Annotated in this window: 17 protein-coding genes; 5 read left to right on the top strand and 12 right to left on the bottom strand. The window is 27.9% G+C overall.

The features are described 5' to 3' along the window. Together NNC19_RS09350 and NNC19_RS23505 are read right to left on the bottom strand one after the other, a co-directional pair. Positions 1-1,117: IS1182 family transposase (locus tag NNC19_RS09350; protein WP_310938373.1), on the bottom strand; the 1,117-nt coding region annotated here is incomplete at its 3' end. A 33-nt stretch (positions 1,118-1,150) separates the two neighbouring features. Further along, positions 1,151-1,228: a hypothetical protein gene (locus NNC19_RS23505; RefSeq protein WP_396136407.1), complete on the bottom strand. Its 78-nt coding sequence runs from the start codon at positions 1,226-1,228 to the stop codon at positions 1,151-1,153. A gap of 51 nt (positions 1,229-1,279) precedes the next feature. Here NNC19_RS23505 and NNC19_RS09345 point away from each other — a divergent pair, with 51 nt between their 5' ends. Further along, positions 1,280-1,600, top strand: coding sequence for a hypothetical protein (locus tag NNC19_RS09345; RefSeq protein ID WP_310938371.1), 321 nt, complete (start codon positions 1,280-1,282; stop codon positions 1,598-1,600). Positions 1,601-1,669: 69 nt separating this feature from the next. Continuing rightward, positions 1,670-1,972, top strand: a complete 303-nt coding sequence (locus NNC19_RS09340) for a bacteriocin immunity protein (protein ID WP_396136406.1) — start codon at positions 1,670-1,672, stop codon at positions 1,970-1,972. A 119-nt stretch (positions 1,973-2,091) separates the two neighbouring features. Here NNC19_RS09340 and NNC19_RS09335 read toward each other — a convergent pair whose 3' ends face one another. The 5 genes from NNC19_RS09335 to NNC19_RS09315 all read right to left on the bottom strand — a co-directional run bounded on the left by NNC19_RS09335 (position 2,092) and on the right by NNC19_RS09315 (position 8,802). After that, positions 2,092-4,641 (bottom strand): LuxR C-terminal-related transcriptional regulator, encoded by a 2,550-nt coding sequence (locus tag NNC19_RS09335; protein ID WP_310938370.1) that lies wholly within the window; start codon positions 4,639-4,641, stop codon positions 2,092-2,094. A gap of 49 nt (positions 4,642-4,690) precedes the next feature. After that, entirely contained in the window at positions 4,691-5,650 is a 960-nt protein-coding gene (locus tag NNC19_RS09330) for an ABC transporter permease (protein WP_310938369.1), read from the bottom strand. Positions 5,651-5,662: 12 nt separating this feature from the next. Continuing rightward, the gene (locus tag NNC19_RS09325; RefSeq protein WP_310938368.1) at positions 5,663-6,406 is read right to left on the bottom strand and encodes an ABC transporter permease; all 744 of its coding nucleotides are present in this window, start codon (positions 6,404-6,406) and stop codon (positions 5,663-5,665) included. 12 nt (positions 6,407-6,418) lie between these two features. Then, positions 6,419-7,363, bottom strand: coding sequence for an ABC transporter ATP-binding protein (locus NNC19_RS09320; protein WP_310938367.1), 945 nt, complete (start codon positions 7,361-7,363; stop codon positions 6,419-6,421). Between the two features lie 173 nt (positions 7,364-7,536). Further along, a complete protein-coding gene (locus tag NNC19_RS09315) occupies positions 7,537-8,802 on the bottom strand; it encodes a cation:dicarboxylate symporter family transporter (RefSeq protein WP_310938366.1) in 1,266 nt (421 codons plus the stop codon). A gap of 685 nt (positions 8,803-9,487) precedes the next feature. Between NNC19_RS09315 and NNC19_RS09310 the strand changes: the two genes are divergently transcribed. From NNC19_RS09310 to NNC19_RS09300, 3 genes are all read left to right on the top strand, one after another. Next, positions 9,488-10,693: an SGNH/GDSL hydrolase family protein gene (locus tag NNC19_RS09310; RefSeq protein WP_310938365.1), complete on the top strand. Its 1,206-nt coding sequence runs from the start codon at positions 9,488-9,490 to the stop codon at positions 10,691-10,693. After that, positions 10,690-11,874, top strand: a complete 1,185-nt coding sequence (locus NNC19_RS09305) for a GDSL-type esterase/lipase family protein (RefSeq protein ID WP_310938364.1) — start codon at positions 10,690-10,692, stop codon at positions 11,872-11,874. Before NNC19_RS09310 ends, NNC19_RS09305 begins: the two co-directional genes overlap by 4 nt. 353 nt (positions 11,875-12,227) lie before the next feature. Next, entirely contained in the window at positions 12,228-13,625 is a 1,398-nt protein-coding gene (locus NNC19_RS09300; protein ID WP_310938363.1) for a cellulase family glycosylhydrolase, read from the top strand. Positions 13,626-13,817: 192 nt separating this feature from the next. On the opposite strand, the gene NNC19_RS09295 is transcribed toward NNC19_RS09300, so the two are convergent. The 5 genes from NNC19_RS09295 to NNC19_RS09275 form a co-directional block, all read right to left on the bottom strand. Next, entirely contained in the window at positions 13,818-14,495 is a 678-nt protein-coding gene (locus NNC19_RS09295) for a hypothetical protein (protein WP_310938362.1), read from the bottom strand. A gap of 356 nt (positions 14,496-14,851) precedes the next feature. Next, positions 14,852-15,286: an MOSC domain-containing protein gene (locus NNC19_RS09290; RefSeq protein WP_310938361.1), complete on the bottom strand. Its 435-nt coding sequence runs from the start codon at positions 15,284-15,286 to the stop codon at positions 14,852-14,854. A gap of 2 nt (positions 15,287-15,288) precedes the next feature. Next, complete coding sequence (moaC, locus tag NNC19_RS09285) at positions 15,289-15,759, bottom strand: cyclic pyranopterin monophosphate synthase MoaC (protein ID WP_310938360.1); 471 nt, start codon at positions 15,757-15,759, stop codon at positions 15,289-15,291. 4 nt (positions 15,760-15,763) lie between these two features. Continuing rightward, entirely contained in the window at positions 15,764-16,720 is a 957-nt protein-coding gene (gene moaA, locus NNC19_RS09280; protein ID WP_310938359.1) for a GTP 3',8-cyclase MoaA, read from the bottom strand. After that, entirely contained in the window at positions 16,713-17,333 is a 621-nt protein-coding gene (locus tag NNC19_RS09275; protein ID WP_310938358.1) for a molybdenum cofactor guanylyltransferase, read from the bottom strand. The genes moaA and NNC19_RS09275 overlap by 8 nt, the downstream gene beginning before the upstream one ends. Positions 17,334-17,335: the final 2 nt, after the last annotated feature.

Raw genomic sequence — 17,335 nt, 5'->3', positions numbered from 1 at the left:
TTGTCTTTACTTTATAAAAACATATAAATTTGATTAAATCCAAAGAATTTCTGTGGATAAAAGGAGTTTTATTTCTCCTTTTCCACAGCCTATTTGCTAATTTCTTTAAATTCATGCATGAAAAAGTTAACGTGACTGCCATTTTTACTTGAGCCAAGCCTCTTAAGTTAGTATATCTCATTCCGTGTTTTTCCTTTGCATCTGCAAAGATACGTTCACTTGTTTCTTTTCTTCTCTTATAAACACATTTTACATAGTTATCATGTCTTAAATATTCTGCTTCTTCAAGAAAGTGTTCCCAAACATGTCTGCTTATAACTTTTTGTTTATTCTTACTGTTTGTAAATTTTAATATATTAGGACAATTACTACAATCGTTTGGATTTGATTTATATTGTTTATAACCATCTTTGCTAGTTGTTGAATACTTTAGTACTTTTTCATTGGGACATATATAAATATCATTTAACTCATCATAAACATAGTCATATTTTTTGAAAAATCCATCTTTAGTCATAGGACGTTTATAAGGCATTGATGGCAATACATTTGATTCAAGAATAAGTTTTGCAATATATGGTGTTTTATACCCAGCATCAATCGCAGTTATCATTAATTCATCTTCATATCTTTTATTTACCTTTTCAAACACATCTTCAAAAGCTGCGCTGTCGTGAATATTGCCAGATGTTACTCCAAATTCTAAAATAAAATTAGCGTCATCACACACAGTGTGTGCCAAATATGCAAAACACTTTTCTTTTTCATTCTTATAAAACATACCACTATTTTTATCAGTAGTGCTTTGAACTGTTGTTTTTACTTCAGTTTTTGAATTTTCTTTTGGTGGTTTCTTATTATGTTTTTTTCTATCTTCTTCAATTTCTTTATCCAATGAAGTTTTATACTTTTTAGCTTCAACTTCTACATCTACCTTAACAAACTTTTTCTTGTTTGCTGATGCTTTTATATGAGTTGAGTCTATATAAATTTGTTCTGCAGCTATAAAACCTTCTTTCTCTGCTATTTCTAATATTTTAATAAATATCTTTGAGAATAAATCTGTATCTTTAAATCTTCTTTCATAATTTTTACTGAATGTAGAGAAATGAGGGATAGACTCACTGATAGAGTACCCAATAAACCATCTTTAAGCTATATTCACCTGAATTTCAGATATAGTTTGTCTCATAGATGGAATTCCGAATAAGTATTGAATCAATACTATTTTTATAAAAATAACATGTTTAGAAAATACTTATAACAAGAGGTGAATTATATGCAAACAAAGAAATTTTTAATTTTTCTATTTATTTTTCTATTTATGTTTGGTGAAGTTTCTAAAGCAAATCAAGTACCAATAGCAAATACTTTTAAACAAGGTATTTATGCCGTTTCGCCTGAACATGAAGGGGTTTATCGTAATATTAAACTTGTGACACCAAATAAATCTGCTACTGTTACAATACTTGATTCTACTAATACTCAAATATTGTTTGTAAAACTTAATAATATAAATGAGTATTTAAAAGTTGGACCTATAAAAAAAGGAGAAACTTTAATTATAGGTGGTGAAGGAGAAGTATCTATAACACATTAAAATTAAGGAGTTGTTGCAATACGCAATAGCTCCTTTTAGAACTTCGTAAAAATACCATTTATTAAATTAATGAACTTATCTAAAGATTTAGTACATTCTTTATATAATAGTATTTCACAATCAAAAAAAAATAATTTTGATGATATTGAAGAAGTATTATTAAAAGTTTATGTAAAGCTAGATTTATCTGATGAAAAAAATATTTCTTTGATAAATAGATTAATTAACTATATATATTTTACAGCTTATACAGAAAAGCTAAATTTTTCATCTAATGAAGAGAATATTATAAAGGAGTTATCAAAAATAGGTAAATATGCTGGTTTAAATGGTGTATATTGCTCAGATTATGGAGATAAATCTCAATTTTAAATGAACTTGGTGATAATGAAATATTACTCTATAAAAACGAAATGTAAAAAAGGAAGTAAAAAAACATCATAACAATAAGTTATGGTGTTCTTTCCAACCATTTTTTAATAAGATTTTTTTTATAGTTTAAGTATTTTCATACCTTCATTTACCGCTTCTACTCTATTTTTAACCCCAAGTTTAGAATATATATTAATTATATGAGTTTTAACAGTTGAAACAGATATATAAAGACGCTCTCCAATTTCCTTATTAGTTAACCCGCCTACTAAAGCATTAAGCACTTCCATCTCTCTTGGACTTAATATGCTATTATCCTCATCAGACATTATCTCATATAATTTTTTTATAAACTCTTTATTATCTTTATCTACTAATAACTGTGACTCAAATTTTTTTATTATTTCTTTTAAATACTTTCTATTCATATAATACGGAAATAAAATTTCCTCGTCCCTTGAATAAAATATAGCTTCTTTTATACTATTTACACATTCTCTTAAATCTTGAACATTTAACTCTTCTAACACTATAGCTTTCCATAATAAAGAATATATTAAATTATATCCAGCTCCATTTTTTCTGCTAACAAAGACCACTTTATTAAAAACTTCTAAACTCTCATCTAGTTTACCAAGTTTAAAAAGAGCTATTCCATAAGGTATTCTTATAATACCTGTATAAATTGAATTCTTATACACTTCTTCACAAACAGATATAAAGTCCTCATACTCTTCCTTTTCCACTCTATCTTCTGAAGATAATAATCGAATTCTAAGTGCTGACATTTGAAGATATGCATAGCTTCCTTTATCATCTTTATCAAAATGATCTAATAAATTTTCACATTCATCTATATCCCCTTGAATATATTTCACTTCAGCTAAATTATATTCAATACTTTGCACTAATGAACTGAAGACAGCCTTTCCTGATAAATCATTAGCCATATCTTGAGCCTCTACTAAAAGAGCTTCAGCCTCTTTAACCCTAAGCTCCTTTATATAAACTCCAGGTAGACCAACATTATAAAAAATAGAAAAGCAAGTTTTATAGTTTTTAGAATTAATAACCTCATTCAATTCTTTATAACCCAATTCACTTTCCTTTAATTTTCCAACCTCTTCTAACATAGAAATTTTATTATATCTACAAATAATATCAATATAACTATTTTTTAAATTCTTATTGTTTTCTTTAGTTAATTCAATCATTTCTAAAGCTTTAGTAAGCTCTCCCCAAAAACCTAATATCCATGATGCTAAAACATAATAAATAGTTCTAGTTAAAACATTTAAATTTTCATCAATCTTTTTAGGCAGTTGAAAATAAATATTCTCAATAGATGCATTGTCCATTATTATTTTGAACACTTTCATGCACTTTAAAACTTCTTCATTTATATCTCCATTTATTGAATTAATTATTGTAATACACTTCTCATAGTCTAAGTTTAAATAATTGAAGAACATAGTAACTAAAGCTAAATCAATACTTTTACTATAATACTCTAAAGGAAAATCATTTAAAATTTTTGTAGCTATAATATTTTGAGCATTCCTCTCTATTATTTCTAGTGCCTCATCATACCTATTCCAATTTACAAAGATGCTTATTGCTTCATCATAATTTTCATCTCTAATTAAATATGATGTAATACTATCTATTGTTTGATTTTTTATTTTCTCTTCATTCCTATTAAAAAGTTGTAATAGATATTGCCTTAAAATATTATGATATCTAAATACCTTTTTTTCCTCATCTATTGTAATAATCATCATATTTTTTTCTATTAACTTTTCTATTATTTCAAAACCATCATTATTCCCTATTTCTTTATACACTTCAGGATTTACATAGCTTAATGGAGAAGTTTTAACTAAAAAATCTATTTCCTCTTCAGATAAACTATTAATTATCTCATTATGCATATAGTCTATAAAAAGCTTATTATTTTTAGGTATATTTCTTATATTTTTATTACTATTTGTCACTGTTAGAAATAGTTTAATTGCCCCTATCCATCCTTCGGAATTTAAATATATATCTTCAATTAATTCATCACTAACATTTCCGCTATTTTTTATAAATTCCTCTGTTTCTTGTAATGTAAGATATAAATCTTCTGCCTTAATCTCCATTACTCCACATTTCATAAGAATATTTCCTAGGTAAATTGGAATATCTCGTCTTGAAATTATAATGAAATGTATATTTTCTGACGAGTTAACTATAAAATATTCAACAGTTTCTAATAGGAATTTGTCTTCTAAATAATGAAAGTCGTCTAATACAATAAACAGTTCTTCATTTCTAAGAAGCTCATTTATTAAGGATGCTATTAATTCAAAAATCTCCTCTTTTTTCACTAATGGATTTAACATATCTATATAAAATTTGAAATCTTCCACATTTTCTTTTAACCCATATAATACATAAGTCCAAAAATAAGATAAGTCATCACTATTTTCATCTAATGAAAGCCACATATATTGTTTTTTTTGTACATACTCAGAAATAAGAGTACTTTTCCCAACGGCAGCTCCACCACTAATTATTGTTAATTTATTTTCTGATATTTCATTTATTTTATCCTGTAACTTTTCATTTCTAGAAATTGAATTCTTATTTTTTGGCCTTATTAATCTTGTATAAAGAATATTTTTCATAAATATCACCCTTAACTTTTACTTCTTTCAATAGTATTTTACCATACTTTTACATGTAACTATATTTTCTCATTTTAAATCTATTTATTAAAAATGAACCAACTATCATTATGAATGCAACCAATATGACACAGAATAAATTTCCATAACTTATAACTCCATGATTCTCTAATGAAACTGTAAAATTTAAAATATGCTTTTGTGGCAAAAGATCTCCTATTCTATTTATTAAATTATTGTTAGTCATAGTAAAAAAACTTCCTGCTATTAATGCAGTTATAATATTTATCATAGTACCTAACATACTGGCACTTTCCTCTCCCTTTACTAGTGAAGATATTAATAATCCAAAAGCAGATGATACTAATGATAAAATTAATACTATAAAACTCAACTCTAATACATTTACTGTTGTATTTAGATTAAATATTAGTTTACATAATATTGTTATTATAACTGTTGGAGTAAAAATCATAATAAATACTGAAATAAAATGACTAGTTACATACTGTCCATAGGATATATTGCTACTTATAATTCTTTTTGACATTCCCTTCTTATCATCAAAGAAGAATTTATACAGCATAACTCCATTCATCATTACAAACATGGTTAGAAATCCTATTATATTTGCTGCTACGCCTCTCTTTTCTCCATCTTTAATAGTAACTTTTTCACCATTTAACATCCTTTCTAACTTTTCTTTATATTCAGCCCCTTTAATAGTATCCACATTAGCTTTTCCATCTTGAAAACTTATAACAGCATCATATTTATTCTTTACAAGTTCTGAAATAGGTACTTCATTTTCAAGCTTAATAATATTAATTTCATCATTCTTTAAATCAATACTTTTATCTCCTACTACTCCAATATTAAACTTAGTAGCAAAACTACTTGAAAAATAAATTGCTACTAATATAACTATAGGAGTTATAACGCAAGGCATTATAAGATAAGTCTTGCTATTTATCATTCTATATAATATTCCCTTTATAAGTCTTAACATCTTTTTACCTCCTTAAATATAGTCTTCTGGTTTGTATTTAACTTGCATAACCATTAATAATAATGCAGAAAGTGCTATTAACACTAAAACTATTACACTATAATTCTGAAAATTGTTATCATATATAACATTAAAAGTTGTATCTAGCATCCACTTTAATGGGGATAAATTTGCAATTTTACTTACCACTTTCCCTAAACTATCCACTGGAAAAAACATACCTGAAAGCAATGCAAAAACACTTGTTACAGCAGAAAGAATTGTATTAGTTAACTCTTCTTCTTTTATAATTACACAAACTGCCCCACCAAGTGTAACTGTAAATAGTAAAAATGCTCCAAATAGCACAAGTACATATATGAAATTTCCTCCACCAAAATTAACCCATTTGAAATAGTTCATTAATATCATATCTATTAAAAAACTAATTTCCATAAAAAGATATGAGGCTATTATTTTAGACATATAAATTGAAATTTTAGAAACTGGAGCATATGCTATTCTCATATTCCCCTGTTTTAGTTTTTTTTCCATAAATGTGTTAGGTGCTATAGTTACTGATGCAATTATCATATACATCATCATAGTTACACCATAATAATCATAGGATGAAACCCCATCTCCTCCATATAGACTTGAAAATATAAAACCAAAGACCCCAATTAAAAGCCATGGGAAAAAAACACAGGATGTAACTACAACCGGTGTAGTAATTAAGTTTTTAAAATCTTGCTTTATAAGTTTCCACAAAACCATATTCCTTCACCTCTAATCCCTTAATTTCTTTCCAGTAAGTTTTAGAAATACCATCTCTAGATTTCCTTCTTCACTGGTTATATGATTTATTTTTATATTTCTATCTATCAATCTCAAAATTATCTTATCTAGATTTTCTATTTCTTTAATTGTAGTTATACTTAAACCTCTTTCATCAACTTCAACCTTTTGAATTCCTTCAATCTCATATAAAAAATCATATTTGAACTTCTCTTTATAACTACAGTCTATAGATATTTTATATACTCTAGTATTTTTATAATTCTCCATAAGCTCAGCTATTGTTCCCTCCGCTATCTTGGTCCCACTATCCATTATTATTACCCTATCTGCTATCTCTTCAACTTCTTCCATATAATGAGTTGTATATATAATTGTTGTTCCATTTTTTCTTAACAATCTAATTGACTCAAGTATATGATTTCTGGATTGTGGATCTATCCCAACTGTAGGTTCATCTAATATTAAAATTTTAGGTTTATGAGCTATTGCACAGGCTATATTAAGTCTTCTCTTCATCCCTCCTGAAAAAGTTACTGGCTTATTATCCTTTTTATCTTCTAATCCTACTAATTTTAATGCTTCTAATACAGAATTTTTTAATTCTTTACCCTTTAATCCATATAGAGATGTAAAAAATTCAACATTCCTATATGCAGATATTTCTTCAAATATGGCAAGTTCTTGAGGCACTATCCCAAGTTGTGCTTTAATCCACTTCTTATTATCTTTTATATCTTTATCAAAAAATTTAATTTTACCTTCATCATGCTTTAATATAGTTGAAAGTATATTTATTGTAGTGCTTTTTCCAGCTCCATTAGGACCTAAAAAGCCTAATATTTCTCCTTTGTATAAATTAAAGCTTAGTCCATTTACAGCTTTATTTTCTTTGTAATACTTTTTTAAATCTTTAACTTCTATTATTGATTTCATAATCATCACCTCTGATACCAATAATACTCTCTAGTCCTAATCACTGTAATCAACCAAAAGGTTGATTTAATAGATTATTATTGCTAAATTATAAAACTAACATAACAAAAAAGCTCATAAGTAACATAGTTACCTACAAGCTTTTTTACGTTTATATTAATTTTCTATGTAATTTATGCTGCTTTTTGTATAGATTCAAAATATTCATTTCCTGCTTCAGCATCATATTTACCTTCCCATTTTGAAATAACTATAACAGCTAGAGAGTTTCCAACTACATTAACAGCAGTTCTTATCATATCAAGAATACGATCAATTCCAGCAATAAATGCTACTCCTTCTACAGGAATTCCTACTGAGCCTAATGTAGCTAATAATACAACGAAAGATACCCCAGGTACTCCTGCAATACCTTTTGAAGTAACCATTAATACAAGTACTAAATTAATTTGTGTCATAAGAGGTAAATCAATTCCATATATTTGTGCAATAAATAATGCTGCAATGGCTTGATATAAAGTGGATCCATCTAAATTAAATGAATACCCAGTAGGTATAACAAATGATGTAATGGCCTTTGGACATCCAAACTTCTCCATCTTCTCCATAAGTTTTGGTAAAACAGCTTCAGAACTTGCTGTAGTATAAGCAAGTATAAGTTCATCTCTTAAAATCTTTATAAGTTTTAAGATACTTGTATTACACATTTTAGCTATAGATCCCAATACAACAAATATAAATAAAATCATAGCACCATGAACAGTGATAACTAACTTTCCTAATGGAATCAAGGAAGCTAGTCCAAATTTAGAAACTGTTACCCCTATTAATCCAAATACTCCAAGTGGTGCAACTTTCATAATTTGATTAGTAACCCAAAACATGGCATCAGCTGTACCTTGACAAATTGCAAGGACAGGTTTTCCTTTCTCTCCAATTGCAGCAACACCTAATCCAAACATAACTGAAAAGAATATAATTGGAAGTAAATCACCCTTAGCTAAAGACTCAACAATATTTGTAGGTACAATATTTAAAATTGTGTCTGCAAAACCATGGTGAGTTGTAGTTTCAGCTGTAGCCATATAGCTATCAATACTAGTTGTTGAAAGTTCATTAATGTTTACTCCAGTTCCCGGATGAAATAAATTACCAAATAAAAGACCTATTACAATGGCAACTGTAGTTACCATTTCAAAATAAAGTAATGTTTTCCCTCCTATTTTACCTAATTGCTTAATGTCCCCTACTCCAGCAACCCCAACAACAAGTGATGAAAATACAATTGGAATAACTATCATTTTAATTAATCTTATAAATATATCTCCTAATGGCTGCAAATATGTTACAGCTGTTGGATTTCCATAAAAAATAGCTCCTACAATAATTCCTAATACAAGTCCAATAAGAATTTGAACTGCTAATCCTATTTTTTTCATATAATAGCCCCTTTCTGTAAGTAAATTTAATATAAAAAATAAACATATTTTTCTATTGAATAAGATTATTTTCTGGAACATGCCTAAATTGCATAAGTATCATTGTATACTTGCAAAATCACATATAAAATTCCTATTCTTAGCATGTATTATAACATTAAATTTTACCGTTTATGCTTTTGTTTTAAAATTCTGAATAATTAGACTTTTTTGCCATATTTTCCATAAGATATTATTAAGATATATCCTCTACCAATTATTTTATAATCTTAAAATGTAAAGTAACAAATTTTACTAAATATACCTTACAATTTAGAAATTAATATTGTAAATTTCACCATATTAACATAAAATGTTAATATAGTAACATATAGTACAAATATGCATATTATAAAATCCATAATTAAACATAGAATATTCCCACCAATTAACACAAAAATAGTATAATCTCCAAATTGTAAAATCATAATATTAAATTTATCAACTTAATAAAATGCTATAAAAGTAGTCTTTATCATTTTTTGAAATCGACTACATTAAATATTCTCATCATGTCTTGCATAATAGATTAACTAATCTATATCTATGTAAAGGAATCTTTTTACTGGAAAGGAAGTGAATTATATAAATAAAATTTAACCTATTCAATAGTTCAATTTTTAAAGTAAAAAAGGGGGATACTACTATGAAAAAATTTAAATCACTTTGCTTTTTTTTGTGTTTTGCTTTTATATTTACTCTTACTAATATCATGTTACCATCCAATACTGTAAAGGCTATGGCAGCTTCTAAATCTTATTGGATTTTTGATTTTGGCTCTGATTCAAGCTCTGTAGGAAATAATTACACTAAGGTAACTCCAAATACACTATACGATCCTTCTACAGGGTATGGCTTTGAGGAAACTTCTGGATTGCAAGCTGTAGATCGTGGTGCTCCTGACTATATTCGTGAAGACTTTATAACCAGCAATAAAAAGGCTACCTTTAAAGCAGATGTACCTAATGGACGTTATACAGTAAGAATAATTTCTGGTGATAATGAATCTGCAACAACTCTAAAGAAAGTTAAAGCAGAAAATATTACAGCTATTACAAATGCTAAAACTAAAGCTGGAGAATTTATTGAGAAACTCTTTACTGTTAACGTTTGTGATAATCAATTAACTCTAAATTTTTCATCTGATTTGATTCACATTAATGCAATTGAAATTAATTCTGCTGCTAATACCTCTACTCCAACTGTATATATTGCTGGTGATTCAACAGTTATGAGCTATAAAGACAGCTATGCTCCTCAACAAGGTTGGGGAAAATCAATTTCTCAATATTTTAATACAAATAATATTAATTTTATAAATAAAGCTATTGGTGGAAGAAGTTCCAAATCTTTTGCGGTCCAAGGACGTTTAGATGAAATTATTTCTATGCTTCATCCTAAAGACTATTTATTTATCCAAATGGGACATAATGATTCTGATTCAAGTCATCCTGATAGATATACTAATATAGACACTTATAAAATGTACCTCAAAAAGTATATAGATGGAGCTCACGCTAAAGGTGCAACACCTATTTTAATAACTCCTGTAGCTAGACTTCATTATTCTGATGGTAAATTCATAAATGATTTTCCAACATATTGCAATGCTATGAAAGAAGTTGCTAAGAAAACTAATACAAAATGTATTGATTTAATGTCAAAGTCTCTTGCTTGCTGGACTTCTTTAGGATATGATTCAGTCTATCCATTCTATTTGGTTTCTTCAAATGGAACTGATTACACTCATTTTACTGAAGCTGGTGCAAATAAAGTTGCAGGATTAATAACTCAAGGAATTAAAGAACTTAAACTTCCAATTTCTAAATACTTAAAGGAGGATATCCAATGAAAAGAAGTGTATTTTCAAAAATATTAGCATCTATTTGCTTAACAACTATGTTATTATGTAATATACCAAGTATGTCCACACAAGCAAAAGAATACAATTGTATAAAATCACATAACAATGAATATAAGTTTGATTTTGGAAATGGAGAAACTATAAAAGGATATACTAAAGTAAGTGCATCAACTTCATATAATAAGAAAGCAGGTTATGGTTTTAATACTCCTGAAAATATGAAAGATGTAGCTGCCTCTGGTACTGGTGTTTCAAGTGATGCAGTTCAATTTTTAACTTATGGCACAAAAAGTTCAAATACATTTAATGTAGACCTTCCTAATGGACTTTATGAAGTTAAAGTAACTTTAGGCGATACATTTAGAGCAAGTGTAGCTGCTGAAGGTGTTTATCAAATAATGAATATGACAGGTAATTGTGCTACTGATTCTTTCCAAGTTCCTATTACTGATGGGCAACTAAATCTTCTTATAACCGAAGGTAAACCCGACACTCCTTTTACATTAAGTTCATTAGAGATAAAACAAATATCAAAAAAGCCAAAAACAAATAGAACAATATATATAGGTGGTGACTCTACAGTATGCAATTACTATCCTTTAGATAGTAGTGTACAAGCTGGATGGGGACAGATGCTCTCTTCATTTGTTAATACAAAAAAATTTCAAGTTAGAAACATGGCTACTGGTGGTCAGTTTGCAAGAGGATTTCGCAATGATGGACAATTTGAAGCTATAATGAAATACATTAAACCAGGAGATTATTTCATTGTTCAATTTGGTATAAACGATACCAATGCGAAAAATTCAGAAACTGAAACAGAATATAAAGAAATAATGCGTGATATGATTAAACAAGTTAAAGCTAAAGGTGCTGAAGTTATATTATCTGCTCCACAAGGTAGAGCTACAGATTTTAATTCTGAAAATATACACACTTGCCAAGGTAGATGGTACAGGGCCTCAACTCTTGCTTTAGCTAAAGAAGAAAATGTACCACTTGTTGATCTTAATGTATTAAGTTCTGAATATTTTACTTCTATAGGTAAAGATGCTACTCTTGCACTATATATGACTGGAGATACATTACATCCTAATAGACAAGGTGCTACTATACTTGCTCAGCTCGTAGCTAAAGACTTAAAACGTCAAAAAATTAAAGTTTTCTAATCCATATGTCTTAAACACACTTTAAATTGTATGATAAAAAAGCTCTCCAATAACAATATAAAAAATGTTGTTATTGGAGATAGTTTTTTTTATTAATATAAACACTTCTTTTCTGTAAACCACCAATATTTAATCGCAAATTTCACAAAATATAAATCACGCCAGTTTTATTGAATTTTGTCCAATATTAACATAAAATATTAATATTGGTAGCTACATTATATTTTATTTATTTTTATTAGAAAAGAATTTCAAATAAAGTGCTTTAAGCAAATGTAATCGAATACAAAGCTAGATATTCTTAAACTTTACATAATTACTTTAAATCTCTAATACGAAAGGATGTTTTTTTAATGTCAAAATTTAAATTATCTAAGTTTTTAAAGTTATCTGTATTAACTACCTCTTTACTATTTACAACTGCTATTACAGGTTTAGGACAAGCGTCTGCAGCAACTACACCTTCATCTGATTTTACTCAACTTAATTATTCACAAATACTTCCATCTATGGGGGCTGGGTGGAACTTAGGTAACCAACTTGAAGCTTCTAACAATGGTGTTCCAAGTGAAACTGCTTGGGGAAATCCTACTATTACAAAAGCTTTGATTCAACAAGTTAAAGCTGCTGGATTTAAAACTATTCGTATTCCTGTTTCATATTTGAATAAAATAGGTAGTGCCCCAAATTATACTATTGACTCTTCTTGGCTTACAAGAATTAAAGAAGTTGTTGATTATGCATATAGTGAAGGGTTATTTGTAATCATCAATATGCATGGAGATGGATATAAATCAGTTAATAGCTCATGGTTATTATGTGACTCAAATGACCAAACAACTATTAAGACAAAATATCAAAAAGCATGGCAACAAATAGCAAATACCTTTGCTGACTATGATGAGCATTTAATTTTTGAATCAATGAATGAAGAATTTGATGGTAGTTATAGTGCTCCAAATAGAACTTATTATTCTAACATAAATGCTTATAATCAAATATTCGTTGATACTGTAAGACAAACAGGTAGTAATAATAGTGCAAGATGGCTTCTAATTCCTGGTTGGAATACCAATATAGATTATACAACAGGAGATTATGGTTTTGCTCTTCCTACAGATAACTATAGATCAAGTGCAATTCCAAGTTCTGAAAAAAGAATAATGATATCAGCTCACTACTACTCTCCTTGGGATTTCTGCGGAGAAGAATCTGGAACAATAACTCAATGGGGGGCAACAGCTACAAGTACTTCAAGAAAATCAACTTGGGGCCAAGAAGACTATTTAACTTCTCAAATTAAAGCTATGTATGATAAATTTGGAACACAAGGATATCCAGTTGTAATAGGAGAATTCGGTTCTGTTGATAAAACAAGTGCTGATTCAACAAACAATACTTATCGTGCTATATTTGCAAAAACTTTATGTTCCACAGCTAAACAATATGGTGCTGTACCTGTAATTTGGGATAATGGATATAACGGTGCATATGGCTTTGGATTATTTGATAGAGCAAAATGCACAATAACACAACAAGGAATTATTGATTCTATAATGGATGTTATGAATAAAGTTGACATACTTAAGGGTGATGTAAATGATGATGGTAAAATAACTCTTGCAGATTCTCTTGCATTGAAGAAGTATATAACAAACCCTAAATATAAGATAAATCTAAAAAATGCAGATCTTAATGATGATGGACAAATAAATATTATGGATTTATTACAACTTCAATCTTTAATATAGGTATTTATATATCAACTAAAAACTAAATTTTAAAACAAGAAAACTGGCATTAAATTCTCTATTAATGCCAGTTTTTATATATAAATTCTTTAGTTTTAATGCATCTATTTTTTTGACAATAAAAATCCACAATATTTCTATCATGGATTCAATAGATTGTTTATAAATCTTTAGTATCTATATTTCCCTTAATTATTTAGAAACCTCAGGAATTACTATATCAAATTCTTTATTAAAGTTAGAATATTCACTCTTTGATTCTGCTTCTATGGAACCACTTGTCAGTTTTATATTTACACTCTTAATATACTCATCATCGCCTATAGCAAATTCAACTTTAAAACTATCTAAACTTTGAGGTGCATTTTTGCCAGCTACCTTGGAATATATTCCATCAGCCTTTTCTTTTGGTACATTCAATTCATATGTATTATCACCTGTTTTTTTAATCATATCTGGATTATTTTTTATAACCTCAATATAAGCATTAAAGCTTTTTTCAGCGTCCATTCCATAGACTTGAGAAGAGTCTAGTGAAGATGCATTGTATTTCCCTGACATATCCTTAGCATACATCTTTATATCATTATTAGACTTTGCTAAGTAAAACTCCTGCTTTTGACCTGATTTTTCTACTTCGACTTTAGTTTTTATATTCTCTTTAAGATCTTCAGTCTTCATATTCATTTTTGTTTCAAATGTTTGTCCATTCGATTTTGAACTACTAGTAAGATTTATTTCCACACTATTTACAACTTTTGTTTTATCTAAGCTATCAACAAGAACCTTATCTGCTGACTTTGAACAACCAGTTATAATTCCACTAGCCAAAATTAATGTAGTAACTAACAAACTTACATATTTTTTCATTTTATCCCCCTATTTTTCATATGTATTTTTTATTTTCCCCCTATATAGCACATTTCTACTCCAACAATTTTACATTTTATATGCGCAATGCTTTTCTGCAAACGTTTTATCTGCATTTAATTTTAAATCCATTTAATTTTTCTATACAAATGCAGTTGTATTTAAATAATATCACAGCATTTCGACAATGTAAAACCTTTATTCCATATATGATTATAGATTATAATATTAATATAAAACCATGATGTATATTAATATTTTAATAACTGAAAAAGATAAAATTCACTTCTATAGATAACAAAGGGATTATTTTTAACAAAAAATAATCCCTTTATAGTAGCAATTTTATTTTTTTATTAAAGCAAAATTTCTATCAAATCATCTGGTTTTACTATTCCGCCTTTAATTACCCTAGTAAAAATCCCTTCAGTTGGCATGATGCAGCTTCCAACTTGATTTTTTATAGCACAACCTTTATGACACTCTTTACCTATTTGTGTCACTTCTTGAATAGTATCACCTATTTTTAATCTTGTGCCTATTGGAAGTTTATGAAGTATAATTCCCTCAGTTGTTATGTTTTCAGCAAATTTACCAGCTTCCAAATCTGATATTCCCATTTCTATCATCTTATCTATACTTTCTTGAGCTAACAAACTTACTTGTCTATGCCATTTTCCTGCATGAGCATCATTTTCTAACCCATACTCTTCTATAAAAACACCTTCTTCTATAGGAGTTTTTATAATACCTTTTTTTTCACTAATATTAATTGATACTACTTTAGACATATTTAACTCTCCCTTATGTATTCTCCACTTTTTCCACCAGTTTTTCTTACCAAATGCACATTTTCTATTACCATATCCTTATCAACAGCTTTACACATATCATATATAGTAAGTGCAGCAGTTGTTACAGCTGTTAATGCTTCCATTTCTACTCCTGTTTTTCCTACTGTTGATACCGTTGCTTCAATTTCTACTTCATTTTCTCTTATATTAAAATTTATATCTGAACCTGTTATAAATATATTATGGCACATAGGAATTATATCAGAAGTTTTTTTCACACCCATTATCCCACCAATTTGAGCAACTGATAAAACATCTCCTTTTTTAATAAGTCCTTCTTTTATTAAACTTACAGTTTCTTTTTTCATTTTAATTGTTCCTCTTGCAATAGCAACTCTTTTTGTATCTTCTTTTTCACTCACATTTACCATATGAGCTCTTCCCTTTTCATTAAAATGTGTAAATCCCATAAATTTAACCTCCAATTGCAGTCATTTCTCTGCTAATATAATGTCCTTCCTCTAATTCATGCTCTTTAGGTTTATTGTTAATAGTTTCAAGTATTACTTTTCTTATATCTTTACCTTCCCTTATCAAAGTTTTTAAATCTACTTCTTTATTGGAATGTAAGCATGGCTTTATTTTTCCATCAGCAGTAAGCCTAATTCTATTACAATTTTCACAAAACTTACATGATATAGGGTTAATTAGTCCTATCTTTCCTTTTCCATCTGGTATCTTATAATATTTTGCTGGAGAAGATATATCATCTGATTTCATTTGAATTAATTCTGGTATTTTCTCTAAAACTATATTGTTTGAAACATATCTATTCATGGACCAATGTTTTAAATCTCCTATTGGCATAAGTTCTATAAATCTTATATCTATATCCTCATATCTTGTTAAATTCACAAAATCTTCTATTTCATTTTCATTAAAATCTTTTATTAAAACTACATTCAACTTAATTGGGGTTAATCCAACTCTCTTAGCTTCTTCTATTCCTTTAAGCACATCTTTAAGCTTACCTACTTTGGTAATTTGAGAATACTTCTCTTCATTTAATGTGTCTAAACTTATATTTACTCTAGTAAGACCTGCTTGTTTTAAATTTTTTGCATATTTTTTTAGGAAAATTCCATTAGTGGTCATAGCAAAATCTTTAATTCCATCCAATTTTCCTATACCTTCGATTAACTTTAAAATACCTTTTCTAACTAAAGGTTCCCCACCTGTTATCCTAATTTTATCTACACCTGTTTCAACAAAGCTTTTTGTTATGTGTTGTATTTCTTCCAATGTCAAAATTTCATTGTGGAGCATCTTTTCTATTCCTTTTTCTGGCATACAATATTTACACCTTAAATTACATAAATCAGTAACTGATATTCTCAAGTAATTTATTTTTCTGCCATAACTATCAAACATTTTTCTCCTCCAACCTATTTCTTTTATTGTACATCTCAAGATCTTCTTTTGAATTTAGATTTATGAACATATCAAAATCATAATTGTATTTTTCCAAAATATTTTTTTCTATAAAAAGTGTTTCTATAATATTTATAAGCCCAAACATAGATCTCTTATCTTTATTTATAAGACTTTCTATTTTAGGCAAAATGTCTTTAGAGTAAAAAGAATTAAATGGTTCCACTTTATCATCTATTTTTGCAACACAAGCATCGTATTTATTCTCTAAAAGCACTTTTTTCATATACCTAATATATTTTAAACTTATATTTGGCATATCACAAGCTATAAAATATGTATATTTACTTTTACTTTCTTTAAGTCCAATATGTATTCCTGATAAAGGGCCAACTCCCTTTATTTCATCACTAATTACCCTAAATCCATCTTCTTCATATTCTCTTTTCTTATTAGTAACAACCACTATATCATCAAATTCTTTTCTAAGCTCTTGAATGAGTTTTTCCATAATTCTAACTTCACCAATTTCCAGAAATTGTTTATCAAACCCCATTCTTGAACTTTTCCCACCTGCAAGAATTACTGCTGTTTTAAAATTCTCTTTACACATAT

The sequence above is a fragment of the Clostridium sp. SHJSY1 genome (assembly GCF_031626875.1).
In the GTDB taxonomy this organism is placed as follows: domain Bacteria; phylum Bacillota; class Clostridia; order Clostridiales; family Clostridiaceae; genus Clostridium.
The sequence above is the reverse complement of the archived record's forward strand: the minus strand, read 5'-3'. Positions and strand labels throughout refer to the sequence as shown.